This window comes from Massilia phyllosphaerae, from assembly GCF_034659755.1.
Classification (GTDB): domain Bacteria; phylum Pseudomonadota; class Gammaproteobacteria; order Burkholderiales; family Burkholderiaceae_D; genus Telluria; species Telluria phyllosphaerae.
Map to the genome: position 1 here is coordinate 909,078 of NZ_JAXSQX010000001.1, position 24,738 is coordinate 933,815.

At 59.4% G+C, this 24,738-nt stretch carries 22 protein-coding genes; 21 read left to right on the plus strand and 1 reads right to left on the minus strand.

Going from position 1 to position 24,738, the window contains the following annotated elements; translation table 11 throughout:
- Window positions 1–295 precede the first annotated feature (295 nt).
- The 12 genes from U1H99_RS03980 to U1H99_RS04035 all read left to right on the plus strand — a co-directional run bounded on the left by U1H99_RS03980 (window position 296) and on the right by U1H99_RS04035 (window position 14,113).
- Entirely contained in the window at window positions 296–2,872 is a 2,577-nt protein-coding gene (locus U1H99_RS03980) for a polysaccharide biosynthesis/export family protein (protein WP_323140456.1), read from the plus strand.
- Window positions 2,873–2,906: 34 nt separating this feature from the next.
- Entirely contained in the window at window positions 2,907–4,115 is a 1,209-nt protein-coding gene (locus U1H99_RS03985) for a GumC family protein (protein ID WP_323140457.1), read from the plus strand.
- Between the two features lie 7 nt (window positions 4,116–4,122).
- Window positions 4,123–5,127, plus strand: a complete 1,005-nt coding sequence (locus U1H99_RS03990; protein ID WP_323140458.1) for an FAD-binding oxidoreductase — start codon at window positions 4,123–4,125, stop codon at window positions 5,125–5,127.
- A gap of 9 nt (window positions 5,128–5,136) precedes the next feature.
- Window positions 5,137–5,913 (plus strand): glucose-1-phosphate cytidylyltransferase, encoded by a 777-nt coding sequence (gene rfbF / locus U1H99_RS03995; protein ID WP_323140459.1) that lies wholly within the window; start codon window positions 5,137–5,139, stop codon window positions 5,911–5,913.
- A gap of 2 nt (window positions 5,914–5,915) precedes the next feature.
- Window positions 5,916–6,977, plus strand: a complete 1,062-nt coding sequence (gene rfbG, locus U1H99_RS04000; protein ID WP_323140460.1) for a CDP-glucose 4,6-dehydratase — start codon at window positions 5,916–5,918, stop codon at window positions 6,975–6,977.
- Between the two features lie 38 nt (window positions 6,978–7,015).
- Window positions 7,016–8,335, plus strand: coding sequence for a lipopolysaccharide biosynthesis protein RfbH (rfbH, locus tag U1H99_RS04005; protein ID WP_323140461.1), 1,320 nt, complete (start codon window positions 7,016–7,018; stop codon window positions 8,333–8,335).
- Window positions 8,335–8,883 carry a dTDP-4-dehydrorhamnose 3,5-epimerase gene (gene rfbC / locus U1H99_RS04010; protein WP_323140462.1) on the plus strand — a complete coding sequence of 183 codons (549 nt, stop codon included), beginning with the start codon at window positions 8,335–8,337 and terminating at the stop codon, window positions 8,881–8,883. The genes rfbH and rfbC (U1H99_RS04010) overlap by 1 nt, the downstream gene beginning before the upstream one ends.
- A complete protein-coding gene (locus U1H99_RS04015) occupies window positions 8,876–9,793 on the plus strand; it encodes an NAD-dependent epimerase/dehydratase family protein (protein ID WP_323140463.1) in 918 nt (305 codons plus the stop codon). Before rfbC (U1H99_RS04010) ends, U1H99_RS04015 begins: the two co-directional genes overlap by 8 nt.
- Window positions 9,794–9,796: 3 nt before the next feature.
- Window positions 9,797–11,197 carry an O-unit flippase-like protein gene (wzx, locus tag U1H99_RS04020; RefSeq protein WP_323140464.1) on the plus strand — a complete coding sequence of 467 codons (1,401 nt, stop codon included), beginning with the start codon at window positions 9,797–9,799 and terminating at the stop codon, window positions 11,195–11,197.
- A gap of 62 nt (window positions 11,198–11,259) precedes the next feature.
- Window positions 11,260–12,222 carry a glycosyltransferase family 2 protein gene (locus tag U1H99_RS04025; RefSeq protein ID WP_323140465.1) on the plus strand — a complete coding sequence of 321 codons (963 nt, stop codon included), beginning with the start codon at window positions 11,260–11,262 and terminating at the stop codon, window positions 12,220–12,222.
- Window positions 12,223–12,237: 15 nt separating this feature from the next.
- Complete coding sequence (locus U1H99_RS04030; protein ID WP_323140466.1) at window positions 12,238–13,164, plus strand: NAD-dependent epimerase/dehydratase family protein; 927 nt, start codon at window positions 12,238–12,240, stop codon at window positions 13,162–13,164.
- Window positions 13,148–14,113 (plus strand): glycosyltransferase, encoded by a 966-nt coding sequence (locus U1H99_RS04035; protein WP_323140467.1) that lies wholly within the window; start codon window positions 13,148–13,150, stop codon window positions 14,111–14,113. Before U1H99_RS04030 ends, U1H99_RS04035 begins: the two co-directional genes overlap by 17 nt.
- Window positions 14,114–14,177: 64 nt before the next feature.
- Here the strand turns inward: U1H99_RS04035 and U1H99_RS04040 are convergent, their stop codons facing one another.
- Entirely contained in the window at window positions 14,178–14,972 is a 795-nt protein-coding gene (locus U1H99_RS04040; protein ID WP_323140468.1) for an SGNH/GDSL hydrolase family protein, read from the minus strand.
- Between the two features lie 281 nt (window positions 14,973–15,253).
- Between U1H99_RS04040 and U1H99_RS04045 the strand changes: the two genes are divergently transcribed.
- From U1H99_RS04045 to rfbC (U1H99_RS04085), 9 genes are all read left to right on the plus strand, one after another.
- A complete protein-coding gene (locus U1H99_RS04045; protein ID WP_323140469.1) occupies window positions 15,254–16,531 on the plus strand; it encodes an acyltransferase family protein in 1,278 nt (425 codons plus the stop codon).
- Between the two features lie 281 nt (window positions 16,532–16,812).
- A complete protein-coding gene (locus U1H99_RS04050; protein ID WP_323140470.1) occupies window positions 16,813–18,078 on the plus strand; it encodes a hypothetical protein in 1,266 nt (421 codons plus the stop codon).
- Between the two features lie 55 nt (window positions 18,079–18,133).
- Complete coding sequence (locus U1H99_RS04055; RefSeq protein ID WP_323140471.1) at window positions 18,134–19,162, plus strand: glycosyltransferase; 1,029 nt, start codon at window positions 18,134–18,136, stop codon at window positions 19,160–19,162.
- Window positions 19,159–19,956, plus strand: coding sequence for a glycosyltransferase family 2 protein (locus tag U1H99_RS04060; protein ID WP_323140472.1), 798 nt, complete (start codon window positions 19,159–19,161; stop codon window positions 19,954–19,956). The genes U1H99_RS04055 and U1H99_RS04060 overlap by 4 nt, the downstream gene beginning before the upstream one ends.
- Entirely contained in the window at window positions 19,946–21,007 is a 1,062-nt protein-coding gene (locus U1H99_RS04065) for a glycosyltransferase family protein (protein WP_323140473.1), read from the plus strand. The genes U1H99_RS04060 and U1H99_RS04065 overlap by 11 nt, the downstream gene beginning before the upstream one ends.
- Window positions 21,008–21,253: 246 nt before the next feature.
- Window positions 21,254–22,312: a dTDP-glucose 4,6-dehydratase gene (rfbB, locus tag U1H99_RS04070; RefSeq protein ID WP_323140474.1), complete on the plus strand. Its 1,059-nt coding sequence runs from the start codon at window positions 21,254–21,256 to the stop codon at window positions 22,310–22,312.
- Window positions 22,302–23,198, plus strand: a complete 897-nt coding sequence (gene rfbD, locus U1H99_RS04075) for a dTDP-4-dehydrorhamnose reductase (protein WP_323140475.1) — start codon at window positions 22,302–22,304, stop codon at window positions 23,196–23,198. Before rfbB ends, rfbD begins: the two co-directional genes overlap by 11 nt.
- Window positions 23,199–23,215: 17 nt before the next feature.
- Complete coding sequence (gene rfbA / locus U1H99_RS04080; protein ID WP_323141208.1) at window positions 23,216–24,085, plus strand: glucose-1-phosphate thymidylyltransferase RfbA; 870 nt, start codon at window positions 23,216–23,218, stop codon at window positions 24,083–24,085.
- A gap of 11 nt (window positions 24,086–24,096) precedes the next feature.
- Complete coding sequence (rfbC, locus tag U1H99_RS04085) at window positions 24,097–24,648, plus strand: dTDP-4-dehydrorhamnose 3,5-epimerase (RefSeq protein ID WP_323140476.1); 552 nt, start codon at window positions 24,097–24,099, stop codon at window positions 24,646–24,648.
- Window positions 24,649–24,738: the final 90 nt, after the last annotated feature.

Below are 24,738 nucleotides of genomic sequence, written 5' to 3' on the forward strand. Positions count from 1 at the left end.
ATCATCGCTGGCCATTTGATAGCTAGCGGCAAGTATTTGATGCACAAAATCTATCCAAGAATCACTTGTTTCTATACATCATTTAAACAATATATCGAACAAGAAAGACAATTCTCATTAATGCTTCCCAACATAATCAAAGATCTGTGGTCGGAATGTGGCAGATATGCCGAAGCAGATATGCGGCACAGCTGATCTGTGGTCACACTGTCAACGAACGATTTCCCATATCCCATTTCTGTCGGGTAAAATGCCGCGTTACTCCATAAGCGTCCCGCCTGATCCTTCTTAATACATGTTCAAGTTCACCAAGAATTTCGCGGCCGTAGCGCTGGCTGCCACGTCCGTTGCAGCATTTGCCCAGGATATGAACGCCAACAGATCCGACCTGTTCAATCAGGAGCCGTCTGGCAACACATCGATGTCGATGATGGGCGAGGGAATGGCGTCGCCGGCCCAGCAGCGCAGACTGAGTATCACAAACAGCCAAGTTGGCGAACTTGGCGCGGCTGCCATGCGCAACGGCACCATGTCGGGGACGATGGGTGCCCAAGGCCGTCAGGGTATGTCTCCCGATGGGGAAAATGGCGATATCGACCGCCGCGAGTGGAACAACCGCCCTGTGCGTATCGAGAAGAAGCCGAGCGAATTCCAGAAATTCGTGGCCGATAATACTGGGAAGATGCTGCCGATTTTTGGATCGGAATTCTTCGCCAATACGCCGTCGACCTTTGCGCCGGTGTCGAATACACCGGTGCCGTCCGAATATGCGCTCGGTCCAGGCGATGAATTGATGATCCGCGGCTGGGGGACGATCGATATCGACTTCCGCGCCACCATTGACCGCAACGGCACCATTTCGATCCCGACGATCGGCAGTGTCCCGCTGGCCGGCGTCAAGGCCGGCGACGCGCAGAACGTCATCCGTGCCGCGGTCGGCCGCTTGTACAAGGGCGTCACCGTCACCGTGACCTTCGGTCAGTTGCGCGCGATGACCGTCTACGTGGTCGGCCAGGCCAACCGTCCTGGTACCTACACGGTATCCAGCTTGTCCACCCTGGTCACGGGACTGTTCGCAAGTGGCGGTCCGAACGCCAACGGCAGCATGCGCCATGTGCAGGTAAAGCGCGGCGGCAAGGTCGCTGCTGAACTCGACCTGTACGCGTTCATCGCCAAGGGCGACAAGTCGGGCGACATCAAGCTGCAGGATGGCGACACCATCTTCATTCCGCCGGCCGGCGGCTTCGTTGCCCTGACCGGCAAGGTGAATTCGCCCTCGGTATTCGAACTGAAGACCGGAACCGATACCGTGGAATCCCTGCTCGACGTGGCTGGCGGTCTCCCGGTGGTGGCAGATCCGCGCCGCGCCTTCCTGGAGCGCATCGACCCCGCGACCAATCGTCCGCGCACGGTCGAAGAGTTCGCGCTCGAGGGGAAGGGGCTCAAGCGTACGCTGAAAAATGGTGATGTGCTCAACATCACGTCGATCACACCTGCCTTCTCGAATGCCGTGGTCTTGCGCGGCAATGTCGACCAGCCGGTACGTGCGCCATTCACGAGCGGTATGCGGGTCAGCGACCTGATTCCGAGCCGCGAATACCTGATCAGCCGGAAATCGACCCGGCGTCAGAATAACGTGATTGCCGCCTCGGGAAACAACGAACGCAGCACCACCGAGCGCAACGGCAGCCGCAACGTGAACGGCATGGGCGATGTCCAGTCGGGTATGGGCCCGTACGGTATGGACGGCCTTAAAAATAGCAACAACATCAACAACATCAACAACATCAACGGCTTGGGCGCCACCAATCGCCGCGGTAACGACACGGAAGACCGCCGCTCGAATGTGGAAGCCGAATCGATCGCGGCCAGCATTGGCGGCTTGATCGATCAGATCAATTGGGATTATGCAGTCATCGAGCGCGTCAACCGTAGCGACCTGAGCGTGAAACTGATTCCATTCAACCTGGGCCGGGTGTTCAGCAACCCGAATGGCCCGGACAACGTCCAGTTGCAGCCGGGCGATACAGTCACGATTTTCTCGCAGGACGACGTGGCCGTACCAATGGACAAGCGTCAGGTATTCGTGCGCATCGAGGGTGAAGTGAACGTGCCTGGCGTTTACCAGATGACGGCCGGGGATACCTTGCAGACGTTGATCGCCAAGGCCGGCGGTCCAACCGGCAATGCCTATCTGTTCGGTACCGCCTTCTACCGCGAAGAGGTGCGCAAGGAACAGCAGGCGAACCTGCAGCGCGCTGCCGACCGCCTTGAGACCCAGGTGCGCAGCGAGCAATCAGCGCAGATGGCGAACTTGCGCGCAATGTCACCGACCGAAGCGGCAGCTTCCACGGCCCAGTTCGAAACCGAGCGCCGCATTGCCGAAGAGCGCATCGCGCGCTTCCGTAACCTGCAATCGACCGGTCGTATCGCTTTCGGTCTGGAACCGACCGAGCGTTCGTTCGCGCGCTTGCCGCAGGTGACGCTGCAGAACGGCGATCGCCTGGTCGTCCCGTTCAAGCCTGCTTTCGTGCACGTGTTCGGTTCGGTCAATGTCGAGGCATCGCCGCTGTGGCGTCCGAACAGCCGCGTCAAGGACTATTTGAAGCTCGCCGGCACCACTTCGGATGCGGATGTCGACAATACCTTTGTTCTGCGCGTCGACGGCACCGTGGTGTCGGCGGAGTCGCAAGGCTGGTTCTTCGGCAAGATCGGCGGCTTGGAAATCATGCCTGGCGATACCATCGTCGTACCGGAGAAGATCGACAAGACCACAGCCTGGAGCAGGTTCACACAGGGCGCACGCGAGTGGACGCAGATCCTGGCGAACTTCGGCCTGGGCGCAGCGGCGGTCAAGACGCTGAAAGACTGATCATGACGACGATTTTGAAGCGAAAAGTGAAGGTATGAGTGAATCGCAGATGACTGCACATGAGCTGCCGGGCAAGGCCGATAACGAGGCCGGCCTGTTCGATATGCTGCTTATTTTGGCAGAGTACAAGAAACGGATCGTCCTGGTTCCCCTGGCGGCAGCTGCCATTGCCGCGGGCGTCAGCCTGGTACTCCCTAATGTTTACGAAGCCACCACCAAGCTGTTGCCTCCACAGCAAAACCAGTCCGGCGCAGCTGCATTGCTGTCCCAGCTCGGTGGGGCAGCCGGCTTGGCGGCGGGCATGACCGGCATGAAGAATCCTGGCGATGTGTATATCGGCATGCTCAAGAGCCGGACCATTGCGGACCGCCTGATTGCTAAGTTCGACCTGAAAAAAGTGTATGAGACCGATTCGCTCGAGAAAGCACGTGCCGCGCTCGAGAAGAACACGACCATCACCGCCGGCAAGGACGGTTTGATCAGCATCGAGGTGCAGGGCAAGAACCAGCAACTGGTAGCGCCATTAGCGAACGGGTACGTCAACGAACTCGTCCAGCTGAACAAGGTGCTGGCGGTGACCGAAGCCGGTCAGCGCCGCATGTTCTTCGAGCAGCAGCTCGAGATGGCGAAGGACAACCTGGCCAAGGTCGAAAGCGAACTCAAAGGCTCCTTGGATCGGCGCGGTGTCATCAGCGTCGATGCAGAAAGCCGGGCCATGCTTGAGACCGTCGCGCGTTTGCGTGCTCAGGCATCCGCGAAGGAGATCCAGCTGAATTCCATGGCGGCTTTCGTCACCCAGGACAATCCCCAGTACAAGCAGGCGGCCGAGGAACTTTCCAGCCTGCGCGCCGAACTGGCAAAGCTCGAAAATGGCCGTGGTGCAACGAGCGGCGATAGCCAGGCATCGACAGCCAACGGTCAAAGCGGTTTCCAAAACATCAAACTGCTGCGTGACGTGAAGTACAACCAGATGCTTTACGAATTGCTGGCGAAGCAATATGAAGTCGCGCGGCTGGACGAAGCGAAGGACCCGTCGATCATCCAGGTGCTGGATCCGGCAGTGGCGCCCGAGCGCAAAGCCAAGCCGCAGCGCTTCCTCATCGTCCTGCTGGCCACTGTGGTGGCAGGATTGGTCGCGGTGCTGTCCGCCTTCGGTTCACGGGCAAAGCGTAATTTCTTGAAAACCGAACAAGGGCAGACGCAGTGGCGCGAGTTCAGGCTCTTGATGGGCAGGAAGTCGTAGGCGAGCAATGGCAGAAATTATCCTGAGCTCGGGGGACCGCTTCGACATCCAACCCGGCGTTTCCATCCTGGATGCCGCGGGAAAGAGCGGCGTCTTCATGCCGTACAGCTGCAAATCCGGTAGGTGCAGCACCTGCAAATGCAAAGTGCTCAGCGGTGAAACGACCGTCCTGCAAGCCGAAATGGGTCTGACCGACGGCGAAAAGGCCGAAGGGTGGATCCTGAGCTGCGTGCGCTCGGCCAGCGCCGACGTGGTGCTCGAGTCGGAAGACCTGGGCGGCATCGAGTTGCCCGCGGTAAAAACCTTGCCTTGCCGTATCGGCAGCCTCGAAAAACTGGCGCCGGATGTCCTCCGTGTCGTCCTGCGCTTGCCGCCGACGGCCGTATTCGATTTTCTGCCGGGCCAGTACATCGATATCATCGGTGCGGACGGCGTGCGCCGCAGTTACTCGCTGGCCAGCGCGCAAGCCGGCAGCAAGACGCTCGAACTGCATATTCGCGCGGTCGAGGGCGGGGCCATGAGCGCTTACTGGTTCGGACAGGCAAAGGTCAACGATCTGCTCCGGCTGAACGGACCCTTGGGCACCTTCTTCCTGCGCCGGGTTGCCGGCCTGGACCTCATTTTCCTGGCAACCGGCACCGGCATCGCACCGGTCAAGGCGATCCTCGAATCGATCGAGGGACTGGCAGAAGAACAGCGCCCTAGGTCGGTCACCGTCCTGTGGGGCGGGCGCGTTGCGGAAGACTTGTATGCCGATATCGCGGCCATCGGGGCCCGTCACCGTTACGTGCCGGTGTTGTCGCGTGCGGACGCCGGGTGGACCGGGAGCAGGGGCCATGTGCAGGACGTGCTGCTCAGCCTCGAGCCCGACCTGGACAACGCGGTCGTCTACGCCTGCGGGTCCGATGCCATGATTCATGGCGCCCAGGATCGTCTGGTGCGTGCCGGCCTGCCCGCCAATCGTTTTTATTCTGACGCATTTGTTTGTTCAGCGCCCACTTCGGCAAATTAGGAAATTAATATGAAAGCAGTGATTTTGGCAGGCGGCCTCGGCACGCGCTTGAGCGAGGAGACTTCGACCCGGCCCAAGCCCATGGTGGAGATCGGCGGCAAGCCCATCCTCTGGCACATCATGAAGATGTATTCGTATCACGGCATCCACGATTTCATCATTTGCTGCGGCTACAAGGGTTACGTCATCAAGGAGTACTTCGCGAACTACTTCCTGCACATGTCCGACGTGACCTTCGACATGCAGGCTAACACGATGCACGTGCATGAGAAGCGCGCCGAACCGTGGAAAGTCACGCTGGTCGACACCGGCGACGAGTCGATGACCGGCGGCCGCTTGGCGCGTGTGGGCGATTACCTGAAAGACGAGGAAGCATTCTGCTTCACCTACGGCGACGGCGTGGGCGATATCGATATCGGGGCAACGATCGAGTTCCATCGCAAGCACGACAAGTGGGCGACCCTGACCGCGACTTTCCCGCCGGGCCGTTTCGGCGCGCTGGACATCGTTGATTCGCAGGTCAAGAGCTTCAAGGAAAAACCGAAAGGCGACGGTGCCATGATCAACGGCGGCTTCTTCGTCCTGTCGCCGAAAGTGCTGGACGTGATCAGGCAGGGCGACGGCACGATCTGGGAACAGGAGCCGCTGTCGGAACTGGCCGAACTGGGCCAGTTGATGGCTTACGAGCACCATGGCTTCTGGCAGCCGATGGATACCCTGCGCGACAAGCAGCACCTGGAAGGCTTGTGGGCAAGCGGCAAGGCACCGTGGAAGAAATGGGACTGATCATGAGCGTCAATCCTGATTTCTGGCGCGGCAAGCGCGTCCTCCTGACCGGCCATACGGGTTTCAAAGGCAGCTGGCTCAGTCTCTGGCTGCAGTCGATGGGTGCGGAACTCCACGGCCTGGCACTGGCACCGCCGACGTCGCCGGCCCTGTTCGACGAAGCGAAGGTCGGCGCCGGCATGGCCAGCACGATCGCCGACATCCGCGATTACGCGGCCGTACTGGCTGCCATGCAGGCGTGCAAGCCGGAGATCGTCATTCACATGGCGGCCCAGCCTCTGGTGCGTTACTCGTATCAGCACCCGGTCGAGACCTATGCGACCAACGTCATGGGCACCGTGCACATGCTCGAAGCCGCCCGCCAGGTCGGTAGTGCACGGGCCATCGTGAATGTCACAACCGACAAGTGCTACGAAAACAAGGAGTGGGTGTGGGGCTATCGCGAAGACGAGCCCATGGGCGGCTTCGATCCTTATAGCAACAGCAAAGGCTGTTCGGAACTGGTCACCAGTGCCTACCGGCGTTCCTTTTTCCAGCAAAGCGGCATCGCACTGGCTTCCGCCCGTGCCGGCAATGTCATCGGCGGCGGGGACTGGGCCGCGGATCGGCTGGTGCCGGACATCCTGCGGGCCTTCGAAAAGAACGCGCCGGTCGTCATCCGCAATCCGCATTCCACGCGGCCATGGCAGCACGTCCTTGAACCCCTGTCCGGCTATCTGTCGCTGGCCGAGCGCCTCTACGAGGAAGGCCAGGCTTACGCCGACGGCTGGAATTTCGGTCCGCACGACGACGATGCACGGCCTGTCCAGTGGATCGTGGAGCACATGGTTCGCACCTGGGGCGGGGAGGCTGCGTGGCGCCTGGACAAAGGCCAGCATCCGCACGAGGCCCACTACCTGAAGCTGGATATTTCCAAGGCCAAGACGCAATTGGGATGGCAGCCGCGCTGGCAGCTCGCCACTGCGCTTGGCCACATCGTCGACTGGCATCGTGCTTGGCTCGACCAGGCTGATGTGCAAGCCAAGTGCCTCCAACAAATTTCACAATATCAAAACGCCGCCTAAACGGGCTTAATAACATGACTACCTCGAACATCCAATTCATGCCGAAATCTCCGAACGCGATTCGCCAGGAGATTGCCGATCTGGTGCAGCAATATGCAGACATCGTCTACGCGCCGCAGCCCTTCGTTCCCGGCCAGACCCCGGTGCCCGTCTCCGGCAAGGTGATCGGCGCCGCCGAACTCAAGAACATGGTCGAGGCCAGCCTCGACGGCTGGCTCACCACCGGCCGTTTCAACGCCATGTTCGAGGAACGCCTCGCCAAGTACCTCGGCGTGAAGCATCTGATCACCGTCAATTCCGGATCGTCGGCGAACCTGGTCGCCTTTTCGACCCTCACTTCCTCCAAGCTGGGCGAACGCGCCATCAAGCCGGGCGATGAAGTGATTGGCGTCGCCGCCGGCTTCCCGACCACGGTCAACCCGATTTTGCAATTCGGTGCGGTGCCGGTGTTCGTCGACGTAGATCTCGCGACCCACAATATCGATGCGAGCAAGATCGAAGCGGCGATCTCGCCGAAGACCAAGGCCATCATGCTGGCGCACTCGCTTGGTAATCCATTCAATCTCGACGTCGTCACGGCGCTGTGCAAGAAGTACAACCTGTGGCTGGTCGAGGATTGCTGCGATGCCCTGGGCGCGACCTACAACGGCCAGCTCGTCGGCACGTTCGGCGACATCGCGACGCTGAGCTTCTACCCTGCCCACCACATCACGATGGGCGAGGGCGGTGCCGTTTTCACCAACAACCCGGAACTCAAGCTGATCGCCGAATCCTTCCGCGACTGGGGCCGCGACTGCTATTGCCCGCCCGGAAAAGACAATACCTGCGACAAGCGTTTCTGCTGGAAGCTGGGGGACCTGCCTGAAGGCTACGACCACAAGTACACGTACAGCCACCTCGGCTACAACCTGAAGATCACCGACATGCAGGCCGCCTGCGCGCTGGCCCAGCTCGACCGCGTCGATGAATTCATCGCCACCCGCAAGGCCAACTTCAGCTACCTGAAGGAACGCCTGCAATCGTGCGAACAGTTCCTGCACCTGCCGGAAGCCACCCCGAATTCGGACCCGTCCTGGTTCGGTTTCCCTGTGGTGCTGAAGGAGGGTGCCGGCGTCAAGCGCGTTGACCTGCTGAATTATCTGGAGCAGAACAAGATCGCGACCCGCCTGCTGTTCGCCGGCAACCTGATCCGTCAGCCTTACATGATCGGGCGCAATTACCGCGTCAGCGGCGAGCTCACCAACACCGACGTCGTGATGAACCAGACCTTCTGGCTGGGTACCTTCCCGGGCCTGGGCACGGCGCATCTCGACTACATCGCTGCCAAGCTCGAAGAGTTCTTCGGCTTGAATTTCTGATGTTCACACTCAAGCCTTCCGCCATCCCGGGATGCCACGAGGTGCTGCCGCGCATCATGCATGATGCACGCGGCAGCTTCGTGAAGGTCTTCCATGCAGACGCCTTCCGCGAACTGGGCCTGGAAACGGCGTTCACGGAAGAATACTATTCGCACTCGCACAAGGGCGTTATCCGGGGCATGCATTTTCAGACGCCGCCCGCCGACCACGTCAAGATGGTGTATTGCGTGCAGGGCGAGGTTTTCGACGTCGTGCTCGACCTGCGCGTCGGTTCGCCGACCTATGGCCAGGCTACTACCTTCACCCTGAGCGCGGAAGCGGGTAATTACCTGTACATCCCGAAAGGACTGGCACACGGCTTTTGCGCGGTCAGCGACACGGCGACGCTGGTCTACAAGGTGAGCACGGTGTACGCACCGGAAAACGACGCCGGCGTCCTGTGGTCGTCGGTGGGCGTCGACTGGCCCGTGGACGCGCCGATCCTGTCCGACCGCGACGCCCGTTTCAGCCCGTTTTCCGAGTTCGAAAGTCCTTTTACGTATGAATGAACGCGATTCGAAACGCGCGCTGGTGACAGGTGGCACCGGCTATGTCGGTGCCATGCTGGTCCGGCGCCTGGTCGCGGACGGCTGGGACGTGCATCTGATCGTCAGGCCGGACAGCGACGCCGGCGTGCTTGGCCCGGCGCAGGACAAGGTCGTTTTCCACCCGCACGACGGCAGCACCGAAGGCATGATCGGCATCGTCCGGGCGGCGGCGCCCGACGTCGTCTTCCACCTGGCTTCGCTGTTCCTGGCCCAGCATACGGTGGCGAATCTGGAGCAACTGGTGCGTTCCAACATCCTGTTCTCGACGCAGCTGGTGGAAGCGATGGCGAGCAACGGCGTGCGCCACCTGGTCAATACCGGTACCTCCTGGCAACACTACGAGAACGACGACTACAACCCGGTCAATCTGTACGCCGCCACCAAGCAGGCGTTCGAAAGCCTGCTGGCCTACTATATCGAGGCACATGGGCTGGTGGTCACGACGCTGGTCCTGTTCGATACGTATGGCCCGGATGACTGGCGCTCGAAGCTGATCGCGCTGCTGTGGAAAACCTCTGCCGCGACCGAACCCCTTGCCATGTCGCCGGGGGAACAGATGATCGACCTGGTGCATATCGACGACGTGATCGAGGCCTTCCTGCTCGCCGCAGCCCAGCTGCGCATGCGCGAGCATGGCCATGAACGTTACGGCATCTCGTCCGGCCAGCCGCTGCGCCTGCGCGACCTGGTACTGGCGTTCGAGCGGGCGACCGGTACGCGTGTGCCGATCACCTGGGGAGGGCGGCCTTACCGTCCGCGCGAAGTCATGACGACATGGACCCGTTTCGCGCCGGTCCCCGGCTGGCAGCCTCGCATTCCCTTCGAAACAGGCATTCTCCAGACGCGTCCGGCAACGGCGCCCGGCGCTTGACGCATGGGCAGGCAAATCACACGGAGCGACATGATATGGGGATATCTCGCTCAAGCGCTGAATCTGGGCGGCGGCCTGTTGCTGCTGCCGATCAGTGCGCGTTACCTGTCCCCTGAGGATCTCGGCCTCTGGTTCGTCTTTTCTGCGCTGGCCGGTCTTGCGCAGCTGATGGAGCTCGGGTTCCAGCCGACCTTCGCGCGCAATGCCGCCTATGTGTATGCCGGCGCACAGCAGCTGGTGAAGACCGGATTGCCCGAGCGCACGGAAGGCGGCGCTCCAGCCATCAACGTCGATCTGCTGGCCAGTCTGCTGCAGGCCGCGCGTACCGTGTACCGCGCCGTTGCGGCACTTGCAGCAGTAGTCATGCTGCTCTTCGGCAGCCTGTACATCACGACCTTGCTGACGCGGCAACAGGACGTCGCCCAGTCCCTGCTTGCATGGGGCATGTTTTCGCTTGGCGCGATTATCAATTTCTACTTCGGCTATATCAATGCTTTCCTTCAGGGGCGCGGCGACATCACGCAAGGGAGCAAGGTCACGGTCTTCAGCCGCGGCTCCATGGTGCTGCTCAGCGTCAGCGCGCTCCTCATGGGCTACGGCCTGCTGGGCCTGGGCGTCGCATCGCTGTTGTCGGCCGCGGTCGGCAGGGTGACTGCCCACCATTACTTCACCAAGGATGGCCTGATCGAGCGGCTGCGCACGGCTGCGGTCACGGCCGCGAACAACAAAGCACTCTTGCGCACGCTGTGGCACAACGCGGGCCGCCTGGGCGTGGTTCAGGTCGGGGCCTTTCTCATCCAGCGCGGGAACGTGCTCATCGCCGCCAGTTTCGTAGGACTTGCCGCCTCGGGCAGCTATGGCATCACCGTCACCGTGCTGATGGCCTTGTCCGGCATGGCAAGCGTGATTTGCCAGCTGCAACTGCCCCATCTTGCCAGCCTGCAGGCTGCGTATAACCGGAAGGGTGCCGCGGAAGTGCTCGGCGAGACGCTGCTGATGAGCTGGATCTTCTACTCTCTCGGGTTGACGGTACTGGTCGTTGCCGGCAACGAGGTGCTTAGCATGATCGGCAGCCGCAACCACCTGCTGCCCTGGCCGCTTTGCCTGATGCTGGGCATCGTCCTCCTGCTCGAGATGAACCACAGCATCGCCGCGAGCTACCTGACCACGCTGAACAAGGTACCCTTCGTCGGCGCGGCCATCGTATCGGGCGTTGGCGTCACCTTGCTGACCCTGTTGCTGATCAAACCGTTCGGCATCGCCGGTATGGTAGCGGCCCAAGGTATCGTGCAACTGGCCTACAACAACTGGAAGTGGCCGATGGAAGCGGTGAGGCACCTCGAGCTCAGCCCTTCGAACATATTGGTTCTGGGGGCGCGGAAGATCGTTTCGCGCTGTGTCTGATCAGTACAAATTCGAATCAAATGGACTCACAAGAAACTGCAGGTTCCGGTAGCCGGATACTGATGGATAGCTCGGCACGCGATGCGGCGCCCCTGCTGTCGATCGCGATTCCGACCTACAAGCGTTTCGATCTGCTGGCGGAAACGCTTGCGTCGGTGTTTGCTCTCAAGTTCGACTTTCCGGTGGAAGTGCTGGTGGTCGACAACGACCCGGGCGACGATGCCGTGGCCTTGGGCGAAATGGCGCGTTTTGCCGGCCACCCTTTCGTCTACTACAAGAATGTCGACAATCTCGGCATGTTCGGGAACTGGAACCAGGGGCTCAAGCTTGCCCGTGGCAAGTACGTGACCATTCTCCACGATGACGACCTCCTATTGCCGGCGTTTGCGGCCGAGCTGAATGCCCGCCTGGCGCAGCCCAGCGCCGTACTCCCGCCGATCCTGGCTTTCCACGTGGCCATCCTTGACCAGCGCGAGAATCGTCCGCACGAGGCCATCGCAGGACGCGTCGTCGATGCGGCATCGCTGACGGCAGTCGAGGCCCGGGGCACGGGCGAAACCCGCTCCCGGGGCGTGCGCGAATTCTTCTTCGGCAACCCGTTCTGCGGCACCCTTGGCATCGTCATCAGCCGCGACCTGGCCCTGTCGATCGGCGGATTCGATGCCTCATGGTTTCCGATCGCCGATTACGAGTTCTGGTGTCGCTGGGTGGCATTGGTCGGCCGGATTCCGATCGTTTCCGAAAAGGTCGGGCTGTACCGGATGCGGCAAAACGAGTCGATGGTGCCGCAAACCAGGCGCGCCTTCATCACGAAATCGCGAGAACTTCGGGCCAGGATGATCAAGGATGGCGTCGTGCCCCGTTTTTACGCCCTGCTGTTGTCCGCCTCGGCGAGGGTGCAGAAGCTCATGATCGACCGCGACTGGCGCGCCGAAGGGGAGCGCGCCACGCGTTCATCGGTGCTGGTCGTCTTTGCCTGGCGCTGCCTGGTATTTTCGCTGACGCGTGTCGTTTCACGCCGCTAACCTGATCGGGCTCTCATGAAAGTATTATTGATCGGCGGTGCGGGATTTCTCGGCACCAATCTCGCCGAAGCGTTGCTCGACGCCGGGCATGACGTGCACCTGCTCGACAGGGCTTTCGCCAGTCGTGCCGGCGCCGCGCCGCTGGCCGTCAGCGGACGGCACGAGACCGATATCGGCGACGATGCTGCGATTGCCCGCCTCCTCGATGCGCTCGGCATCGACTGCGTGGTGAACCTGGCGTCGAGCCTGCTGCCGTCGAGCGAGTATGCTGCCTTCGATGCCGAATTCAGGAACATGATGCTCCCGGGCTTCCAGTTGCTGAACCACATCGCGTCGCGCAAGATCAGATACGTCTATTTCTCGTCCGGTGGTGCCATCTACGGCGACACCGCGGGCAAACCGTGCGAAGAAAGCAGCCGACTGCAGCCGATCAATCATTACGGCTACTCGAAAATGCTGTTCGAGCAGTACATCGAGTTCGTGTCGCGTACGGCCGGTCTGGACTACCTCATTGTCCGGCCATCCAATCCATATGGGCCACACCAGAATCCGAACCGGAAACAGGGCCTGATCGCCGTCGCTGTCGACAAGATCGTCAATCGCCAGCCGATCGAGATCTGGGGTGACGGTTCCATCGTCCGTGATTTCGTCTGGGTCGGCGATCTTGCAAGGGCGGTCACGGCCCTGATCGGCAGCAGCATGTGGAACGCCACTTACAATGTCGGCTCCGGCATCGGCGCCTCGGTCAAGGAGACGATCGCACTGATCGAAGCCATCGTGGGCGTGCCTGCGGATGTGGTGTACAAACCGGCGCGGCAGGTTGATGCGCCAAGCATCGTGCTGGACATCTCCAGGCTGCAATCCACGGTGGAATACCGGCCGATCGACCTGCCGGAAGGGCTAGAGAAATATTTCAAAACGGCATATGCAACGACATCCTAATCCCCGGCTCGCGCTTGCGATACCGACCTACCAGCGCAGCGAGATCCTGTGCGAGAACCTGAAGGAAATGCTGCCGGAAATCCGCGAACATGCCATTCCGGTGTACATCTCCGATGACAGCAAGGATGAGGCAACGGCGCAAATGGTCGAAGCGCTGCGAATGGAGTACGAATTCATCTACTACCGGCGAAATGTCCCGGGCCTGGGGCATGACCGGAACTTCTTTGCCACGATCGCGATGCCGGACAGCGACTATGTATGGTACCTGGGGGATTCGTTGTCATTGAGGCCGGGCGTCTTGGGCGAGGTCCTGGCACAGACCCGGGACGGCCGCGACTTCTTTTTCGTAAACGCTTATGTACCCGATCAGCGCGATCGCGTGCTCTCCGGTGCCGAAGTGAAAGATTTTCTGCTGGACCGTGCTTGGTATCTGACGCTATCCGGTGCCACGGTCTATGGACGGCGGCCAAGGTCGCTGCAGGTCGCGGAAGAACGGCGCAAGCAGTGGAAGAATTTTCCGCAATTGGGGCTGATTCTCGAGTTCGCCTCGCAGCATGCAGCATCCTGCGCATGGGTCGGAACGCCATCCATCCAGTTCAATAAGAAAAAGAAGAGTTATTGGCAACGCACTGCGCTCGACGTGTTCGTACGCGACTGGGCTGCCCTGGTGAGATCGTTTCCGGCCCTGTTTTCGCCGGCCGAGGCCGATCAGATCATTCGCTCCCACGGTGTCAATACCGGCGTGTTCGGCCTCAAGTGGCTGGTGATGCTGCGTGCCGCGGGTGGCCTCAACGCAGCCGAACTCAAAGCGCTGGGCAGCGATTTTGCGCTGGCGTCGCCAATCAGCCCACAATGGGCAAAACTGGTCTGTCTGATACCGCCTTTGCTTGCCAAAGCCGTCTGGAGCGGCGCGAGAGCAATCAAGGGAAGTATCCGGCGTTCCGCCTAGCCGATAAAACAACAATGGCCGCAATTGCGGCCATTGTTTATTTCACGCGCCGGACAACACGCGATCAATTCATCCTGATGCAGGTTTTGCTGTTGATTGTCTTGAGAACGGCGTCTGCAATGACGCGATGGCCGGCGTCGTTGGGATGGATACCGTCGCCGGCACTGTAGACGGGCGCAATACGGCCATCTGCACCGGCCAGCAGGCCGCGTACATTCACGAAACAAGTGCCGACGGCATTCGAAAGCTGCACGTCGATTTGCTGCAATTGTGCCAGTTGCGCATCCGTTAGATCGCGCGGCTGGGTCGAGAATACCAGCACCGGTACTTTTTTCTCGAGTGCGGTGTTACGAATCGTCAGGATATTCTTAACGGCTTCATCGACGCTGTAACCATGCGCGATATCGTTGGTCGGATATGACACCAGCAGCACGACCGGATTGCGCGACAGCGCTTGGTCGATATTCAAAGCAGGATCAGGCGCTGGACGGTTCTGCACGGCAGGGGAAGACGCGCTCAAGCCATGATAGGTGACGGTCCCGCCTTTTGCGATGTTGGCGAACACTGCACCGCGACTCGTCAGGCTGTTCTGCACGAGGTCAGTCCATCGATTGCCCGGCGTTGCGCCGGTGCCTGAAGCAGTTGACGAGCCCATCACGACCCACGTTCCCGCACTGACCAGAGGCACCGAGGGATCGATTGTCTCGGGTGGCTTTGGCGGCGCGTCACTGCCACCACCGGCGCAACCGACGAGCAAGCTGGCGCACAGGGCAACCAGGCCGGTCAGGAGGAGAGAGGAAAAGGTATTGGTGTTGCCGGGAGCGCTGCGTACTTGAGCTGCTGTATTAATTATTAACATTGATTTCTACGTAAGGTTCAATAACTCGCGGATGCAAGCGCTCCAAAGTTGCAACTAAACAACGGCCGAAGAATCATTTCCTAGGCGCATTGTTAAGGCGAGCCGATAATAAGGATCGACTTTTATCAAAGCTGCGTAAAGACGCGGCATTTAATAATAAATCAAATTCGATAGAAAGTCTGCAGCTAAAAAGTCACCAAATTCCACGCAATTGTAAGTCAATTGAAAATGAACTAGGTGACAGGTCCGTTACAACCCCTGAAAGTTTACAAAATATCACCATGAAGGAAAAAGAATTCTGGGCGCTGAACTGGTTGCGATTCGGCCTGGCGCTCTACATCGTCCAGTACCACACCTTGAACGGCCATTACGAGACGCTCGACGACACCTGGATCGGAGCTGCGCTCGACCTGGGTAATATGGCGACAACGGTGTTTTTCGTGCTTTCCGGTTTCCTGCTGACGCATGTTTATGTGGTGCTCAAGGACGCGCGCTACATGAACAAGAAAACCTTTTTTGTCGCACGTTTTTCGTCGCTGTACCCTTTGCACTTGATCGGTCTTTTGCTGGCGTTGCTTCCCGCATGTCTGACAATTTATGCGCGCGGCGGCATCAGTGTGCCGATGGACACGCTCGGTCTCGAGACCCGCATGCTGGACCAGGCCGAGGTTTTACTGGCAGTGGTCGCAAGCTTCACATTGCTGAATGCCTGGAATCCTTACTATATTATTTTGAACGGCCCATCCTGGTCGCTGTCGGCGCTGGCGTGCTACTACGCGCTATTCCCCTTCGTGGCGCCGAAACTGTACCGATTGAAGTCGCCAGTGCTCGGCCTGGCGATCCTCGGGGTGTTTTTCTGCCTGCCCGGCATCATCGCCGACCTTCTGCACCGGAACGACCTGTTCACCGTTGGTCTCCTGCATCACAATCCGCTGATCCGCCTGCCCTTATTTCTTTCTGGTATGGTCCTGTGCATCCTGTTTGCGCGCATCCGCAGCTTCGCGCCGCAAGGGCAGCACCTTGCGCTACTCGGCGCCATCGTGCTCGCCACCTTCATTGGCGCGGCCTACCTGCGCATGGAAGGCCTGCATAACTACCATGTCATCAAGAACGGTATGTATCTTCCGGCAGCGCTTGCCCTGGTGTGGTTATGCGCCTATGCGCCGCCTTCGGTCGGCACGACGGTGAAATACTGGGGCGCGCGCCTCGGCAGCGCGTCACTGCCCATGTTTTTCCTGCACGTTCCACTGTTCCAGTTGTTTGCCAAGGTCGAGAAAATGGCAACCGGTTTCATCAATGCCCCGTCAGCCTCGCTGTCGTCGCTGATCTCGGCCGGGCAGGACATGCAGCAGGCGCTGATCGTTTATCCGCTTTACATCGTCCCGCTGGTCGTGAGTTGCGTCCTGTTCCAAGAGAAGTTCGTCGTGCCGATGCAGGGCAAAATAAAAAGGTATCTGCTCGACATGCCCAAGCGGACCACATTGCCTCAGCAGGTCGCCGTGCAAACCAGGATTGTGGACTTGACGGACCACGAAGCCATGCAGCACCGGGAAGCCTAATGGCGGGGTAGCGCTTCAGCCGCAAGGGAGGCGGCTGGCCTACGCAGCCCGGCATGACCTGGTCAGGACGGAATGTGGCGATGCTCACACGCTTGCCAAAAAATTCTTCATGCCAGTTGTCCTCGGTTAAAATGCAACGCTGTTCAAAGGCGCTGACACGTATGCTGCCATCGACGCGGCCGGCCAAGCCTCCAGTCCGGACCGTGCTCATCCTATTAATTATGCGGATTTATCCGAGTAAATTCCTGTGTTATTTATAATTTCTGCATTGTAAGAATTACGTGGATACTTTCTGCAAAGCGCCGCGCCGTAAAACATTCTCGAAACTGGCAACAGCCGCGCTGATACTGCTTTTCGTATTGCCCCCGGTGTTCTTCGGTGCTCGCTTGACGTCGTCGATGGCTGTCGGGACCGTGCTTGCTGCATTTGCCGCCATGTTCGTCGGCATCGTGCGTATGTCCTCGACCTTGCATCTGGCGGGTGCGCTACGATCTGTTCCTGTCATCGCACTGGTCGTCACGCTGCACCTGGTGCTGGCTGGATATGTTGTTGAAGTCGATTTTGTTCGTGCGTTGAGTTCCCTTATCATGCTCGGCATTTGTGTTGCCGGGGCAGGGGCATTGGCCGATCTCCTTGCCGACGTGGACAGTTCGCGCTTCGAACGGCTCATGCACCGGTTTTTTTACGGACTGCTTGTACTCGGCATGGCTGCGCCGATCAGCGTACTTCAGCCATTTCGCGGCAGTTTCGAGAAACCGGTTTTTCCGTTTACCGAACCCTCCCACTTCGCGCTTGCGACCACACCTTTCCTCATATTTGCGTGCGTATCTTCGTTACCCAGGAAGCGCTTGCTCTATATCGGCATTGCGCTGTTTGAAGCCCTGATGCTACAGAACCTGACCTTCCTGGTCGGCTGCCTTTTCGCAGCGTCCATTACCTTACGCCGCAAACACCTGATCATGTTTGCAGTGCTCCTGTTGCCCGTCCTGTTGGCGCTTGACCTGAGCTATTACCTGGAGCGAGTCGATTTTTCGGGAGATGTACAAAATCTTTCGAGTCTCGTTTATTTGCAGGGCTGGCAACTTATCGACGAGTCACTGGCCGCGACACATGGGCTGGGGCGGGGGTTTCAGCAACTTGGTTTGAGTGGCACCGCAGTCAGCGCGGCGGACCTGATCCACGCCATTACAGGCAGTGAACTGAACCTTCTCGACGGCGGCTTCAACATGGCGAAGCTCGTATGCGAGTTTGGTATTCTGGGGGCTGCGTTGTGTGCTTGGTACATTGCCGTCGCATTTGGCGCGTTCAAAATGCTTCGTTCGGTCGTCAGCGGCCGCCGGTTCGAAACGCCCATCCAGATATTTTGCGCTTCCGTCATTCTCGGCTATCTGCTCGAACTCGTGCTTCGCGGTGCCGGCTATTTCACGCCGACAGGTGTTCTGGTACTGACGGTCTTCATGCTGAGACAGCGCAAGCAAGGATTCCTGTCTCGCATGGCGAAATTATTACCCAATCGACGAATATTGGAAAATGAAGTTAATAGTTAACGGGATCGCTGCGTATCGCTCTTCTTTTGGCGTACGCCGATATTACGAAAGCGTCATGCAGCATATTAACTGGCCAGGCGAAGTGCAGGTCACGCCCATGGGCCGCTCCAAGGTGATCGACCGGCTTTCCGAGCTTTGTTATCCAGGACAGGCCGATGCCGTGTTGTGGTCGCCGTCGCAACGGGGACCAATCAGAGCCAGGCACCATGTCGTTACCGTTCATGACTGTATCAACGTGGAGTATGTCTATGCCGACGACTGGCGTCGTCCAGCGCTCCAGTGGACGTCTCAGCAACTGCTGGGCAATGCCGAGACAGTGGTCACGATTTCGCATGCCACGCGCGCTGCAGTACTTCGCAATTACGATGTCGATCCGGCCAAGATCGTCGTCATTCCCTCGCCGAGTCATGTCGAGTTGCCATATGAAGCGCGACAACTGGATGATGGAAACCAGCCCATTCGTCCATTTGTCCTCATGGTAACGAACGCACTGGCACATAAAAATACGGAACTTGCCTGCCGCGCCTTGATTGCTGCGGACATCCACAAGCGCGGGATTGCATTACATGTCGTTGGCGCCTTGGCGCCGGCAGCACAAGGCCTCTGCGAAGACGCTAAAGTGGACCTCACGGTATCCAGGGGGTTGAGCGACCAGGACCTCGGGAAGCTGTATCAGCAAAGTCTTTTTCTGCTGAGCCCGAGTCTCGAAGAGGGGCATAATTTGCCGATCGCCGAAGCCATATCGCTCGGTGCGAACGTGCTTTGTTCGGACATTCCGGTCCATCGCGAATTCTACGAAGGGATGGTCGAGTTTTTCCCCCCCACTGATGAGGGCGCGTTAGTCGACGCGCTGGACCGTGCGTTCGCGCGCAAAGGCGACTGGACACCTCACCGGCCGCCACCGAAGCGCAGCTTTGCCGACGTTGCTGCCGCCTATCGCGAGCTTTTCTCGTCGCTATACGAGAAGGGTGGCCTGGTACGGCCCGAATTGCTCTCTCAGATTACCGAATTGCCCCAAGATATGAGTAAAAACGAAAATGCATCAACCACACCGCGCGCCCAGGCTGGAAGGACGTCCAAATGACAGCCGCGACAATCTCCATCGTCAGCCATGGACATGGCGCGCTGCTGCGCGCCTTGCTCAAGGACCTGTCTGGTCAGCAGCAAATTAAAGAATGCCGTATCGTCATTACCTTGAACTTGGCAGGTGAGCAGCTCGATCCTGCCGATTTCCCGTTGCTTTCCATCACGCTGATCCATAATGCCAGCCCCAAAGGCTTTGGCGCCAACCACAATGCAGCGTTCAAGTATTGCGATTCGCCGTGGTTCATCGTCCTCAACCCGGACATCCGCTTGCCCGAGCCCACGCTGGTCCGGCACATGATCGCCGGCCTACCAGGGGCAGGCGAAGGTATCCGGGCGCCCCTGGTCGGCAATTCCCATGGCGGCATGGAAGATTCGGTTCGCGTCAACCTGAGTCCGCTGTCGCTTGCGCTTAGGGTACTCGGCAAGCGCGAACCCTATGCGCCGGACGGGCCATCGAAGCAGGGCCGGCGTTTCTATTGGGTCGCCGGGATGTGCATGGTCGTTAACGCGCAAGCCTACAGGAAGCTCGGCGGCTTCGACGAGCGCCTGTTCCTGTACTGCGAAGATTACGACCTGTGCCTCAGGACTTACCTGGCCGGCTACACGACAGACCTCATGAAGAACGTACTGGTCATACACGATGCCCAACGCGACAGCCATCGTTCAATGAAGCATTTGCGCTGGCACATCTCCAGTCTGCTGCGCGTGTGGATGTCTGCGCCGTTCTGGAAGCTGGCTGTCGCCAGCAACGGCTACGATGCCATCGAACAGCGCTCGAACGATGTCAGCTAAGCTGCCTGAACAACTTGACGCCGCACTTCCGTTTACGGGGCGCGTGGCCGGCAACGTGGCTGCGGTCGTGGTCAATTACAAGGGGTGGCAAGACACCATCCAGTGCATCAAGTCAATCGAGCAGTCGGCCGTCGCGCCAGCTTATGTCGTCGTCGTGGACAACGGCTCGCCCAACGATTCGTGGCAGCATCTGACCCGGCATTACGAAGGGTACAAGACGGCGCCGGCGACCTGCGCCGGCGGCGCCGGCGACACACTTGGGCAAGTCTGTTTGCAACAGGCTGATTCCGCTCCGGCGCTCAGGCTGATCCTGATCCGGTCCGAGCGAAACGGCGGATTTGGTGCCGGAAACAACGTCGGCGTGCGGGAATTATGGAAGCGGGGCTTCCAAGGCTATTTATGGATATTGAATAGCGATGCCGAAGTCTTGCCGGATTGCCTATCGGTATTGAAGGATCTGAGCGACAGACAGCGCCTGCCGGCCCTGATCGGTACCGTACTGGTCGATCTGGATCGCCCTGACCGGGTCCAGGCCTGCGGGGCCGCGATGTCGAAGCCGGCGCTGCTGGCCAGGCATCTGTGCGAAGGGGAGCCGCTCGAACGGCTCCAGGCAAGCAGCGAAATCACCTATGCGGATTATCCGGTAGGTGCATCCTTTCTCCTGCATTCAAGCCTACTGCAAGGACAGGATCTATTTGACGAGCGCTATTTTCTGTACTTCGAAGAAGTTGCACTGATGCAGCGTCTCGGTATTCCACGGGTGCCGATTGCCACCCGCGCGGTCGTCAAGCACAAGGGCGGGGCGACGACGGGTGCCTTCGACAGGCCGCAGGCCTGGAATGCGCTCGCCGACTATCATTCGATCCGTTCGCGCGTGCTGTTCGGGCGCCAGTGCGGCCTGGTGCCGGCAATGGGCGCGGTCGCCTCAGGCGCTGCAATTGCGCTGAAGCGCTTCCTGAAAGTCGGCCCGAAGGCGGGGATCAACGCGTTGAACGGCCTCTGGAGTGCACTTCACGCTGCGCCGGCCCCAGGCCCGGTAGGGCGGCGTTAGGACCTCGACCTATAATCACCCTGCACCTTCGTTTACATCAAGCGGCACTGGACTGCGTCCAGTGCCGTTCCACACCGTGACCGTGACTGTTTTGCACGGAAATAAACCGCATTAGGTTTGTTTTTTTGGAAAATGTCACGCGTTCAACTAATACTCAAAGTAAAATTGTTGTTTTGTCGGTCATCAACGATTTCTGATTTTGTCAGCGCGATTCCCAAGGCCGTCCCTTATATATTGGAGCAAAGTATGATTTTGACAACCGGAACTGCCGGGTTTATCGGCAGCAACTTCGTTCTCGACTGGTTTCGCGATAGCGATGAGTCCGTTGTTAATCTGGACAAGCTGACTTATGCCGGCAATCTGGAAAATCTCGAAAGCCTGCGCGGCAACCCGAACCATATTTTCGTCAAGGGCGACATCGGCGATGCAGAGCTGATCCGGCGTCTGCTGGCAGAACACAAGCCACGTGCGGTTGTGAATTTCGCTGCCGAAAGCCATGTCGACCGCAGCATTCACGGTCCGGAGGACTTTATCCAGACCAATGTGGTCGGCACGTTTCACCTGCTGGAAGCCGTTCGCGCTTACTGGAGCGGCCTGAACGATACTGACAAGGCTGCCTTCCGCTTCCTGCACGTGTCGACCGACGAGGTCTACGGTTCACTCGGCAAGGAAGATCCTGCCTTCCGCGAGACCAACCGTTATGAACCCAACAGCCCGTACTCGGCGAGCAAGGCGGCCAGCGACCATCTGGTGCGCGCATACCACCACACTTACGGTCTGCCGGTCCTGACCACGAATTGCTCCAACAACTATGGCCCATATCACTTCCCTGAGAAGCTGATTCCGCTGTGCATCCACAACGCGCTTGCCGGCAAGCCTCTGCCCATCTACGGCGACGGCCAGCAGATCCGTGATTGGCTGTATGTCAAAGACCATTGCTCGGCGATCCGCCGTGTCCTCGAGGCGGGCCAGGTCGGCGAAGTGTACAACGTTGGCGGTTGGAACGAGAAAGCCAATCTCGATGTCGTCCATACCCTGTGCGAGATCCTGGACGAGCTGAGCCCGCGCAGTGACGGTCAGTCGTACAAGACGCAGATCACCTTCGTCACCGACCGTCCGGGCCACGACCGCCGCTACGCGATCGATGCTTCCAGGCTCGAGCGCGAACTCGGCTGGAAGCCTGCGGAAACCTTCGAAACCGGCATCCGCAAAACCGTGCAGTGGTACCTCGACAACCAGGCGTGGGTGCAGAACGTCACCAGCGGTGCCTACCGCGAGTGGCTCGGCGTCCAGTATGGAGCCTGAATTGAAGATCCTCGTTACCGGCAAAAACGGCCAGGTCGGCTTCGAACTCCAGCGCGCGCTGGCGCCGCTGGGAGAGGTGGTCGCGGTCGACCATGCCGATTGCGACCTGGCGCAGCCGGACGCGATCCGGCAACTCGTGCGCAGCGTCGCACCCGACGTCATCGTCAACCCGGCGGCCTATACCGCGGTGGATAAGGCCGAGTCCGACACTGCGACCGCTTTCGCCGTCAACACCCAGGCACCGCAGGTGCTCGCGGAGGAAGCGGCCAAGCTGGGCGCTTTCGTCATCCATTACTCGACCGATTATGTGTTCAACGGCGGCAAGGACGGCCTGTATGCGGAAGAGGACACGCCGGATCCGCAAAGCGTCTATGGGCAAAGCAAACTCGACGGCGAGAAGGCATTGGCTGCAGCCAACCCGCGCCATCTGGTCCTGCGCACCAGCTGGGTGGTCGGTGCTCATGGCGGCAACTTTGCTAAGACCATGTTGCGCCTGGCTGCGGAGCGCGAGCGCCTGACCGTGGTGGCCGATCAGTTCGGGGCGCCCACGTCGGCGGCACTACTGGCGGACCTGACGGCCCACCTGGTGCGCCAACACCAGCGCAGCAGCGAGGTTTTCCCATATGGCACCTATCATGTGGTCGCCGGCGGACACACCAGCTGGTGTGATTACGCAAAATTCGTGATCGGCGAGGCACTGGCGGCGGGCAAGCCGCTGAAAGCGACGCCGGAAGCGGTGGCGCCGCTTGCTACCGCCGATTACCTGACCCCGGCAAAACGCCCGGCCAATTCCAGGCTCGACACGTCGCGTTTCCGGGAGACGTTCGGACTCCATTTGCCGCATTGGCAAGAAGGCGTTCGTCAGGTCCTGCAACAAATATTCTGAATAAAAAAATGTCAAATATTAAACGCAAAGGCATTATCCTCGCGGGTGGTTCGGGTACCCGGCTTTATCCAGTGACACAGGCCGTGAGCAAACAGCTCATGCCGGTATATGACAAGCCGATGATCTATTACCCACTCAGCACGCTGATGCTGAGCGGTATCCGTGATGTGCTGATCATCAGTACGCCGCACGACACGCCGCGCTTCGCCGAACTGTTGCGCGACGGCAGCCAGTGGGGCATGAACATCCAGTACGCCGTCCAGCCGAGTCCGGACGGGCTGGCGCAAGCCTTCATCATTGGCAAGGACTTCGTCGGCAATGATCCAAGTGCGCTCGTGCTGGGTGACAACATCTTCTACGGTCATGACCTAGTCAAGCAGTTGTACAGCGCCAACGAGCGGACCGACGCCGCGACCGTGTTTGCGTATCACGTCCACGATCCGGAACGTTACGGTGTCGTCGAGTTCGACGGCAACCAGCGCGCCCTCAGCATCGAGGAAAAGCCTGCCGTGCCGAAATCGAATTACGCTGTCACTGGCCTGTATTTCTACGACAACGATGTCTGCTCGATCGCTGCGGACATCAAGCCATCGGCCCGCGGCGAGCTTGAGATCACTGACGTCAACAGATGCTATCTGGAGCGGGGCAAGCTGGACGTCGAAATCATGGGCCGTGGTTATGCATGGCTCGATACCGGTACGCATGACAGCCTGCTGGAAGCAGCGAGTTTCATCGCGACGCTGCAGAAGCGTCAGGGCTTGCAGGTTGCCTGCCCTGAAGAAATTGCATACCGTCAAAACTGGATCGACGCTTCAGCCCTGCAGAAACTGGCCACGCCGTTGTCGAAGAACGGATACGGGCACTATCTGTTGAATTTGCTGAAATGAGGTTGTAAAGCATGCCCTACACCGTTACTCCAACCGCCATTCCCGACGTACTGGTGCTGACACCCAAAGTCTTCGGCGACGCCCGCGGTTTCTTTTTCGAGAGTTTCAACACGCATGATTTTGCGCAGGTTACCGGACTGGACGTCAATTTTGTCCAGGACAATCACAGCAAGTCGGGCAAAGGCGTGTTGCGCGGGTTGCACTATCAGATCCAGCGTCCGCAAGGCAAGCTGGTTCGGGTAGTGCAGGGCGCGGTATTTGACGTCGCTGTCGATCTGCGCCGTGCGTCACCGACTTTCGGACGCTGGGTCGGGCAGATGCTGACTGCAGAAAACCATCATCAAATGTGGATTCCTCCCGGCTTCGCACACGGTTTCGTCGTCCTCTCGGAAACTGCCGAGTTTCTCTACAAGACCACTGACACCTGGTTCCCGGAACACGAGCGCAGCCTGCTGTGGAATGATCCGGAAGTCGGTATCGAATGGCCGATCGATTTCGAACCGCAGCTGGCTGCCAAGGATGCGGCCGGCAAGCCCCTGTCCAGCGCCGACCTGTTCGACTGACTATCCCAGGTTAGCCTGCCGGGTTCGCCGGCAGGCGCCCATGCCTCGCCTTTCCCGATCTGTCGTTTCCTGAGCACGTTCACGCTCGGC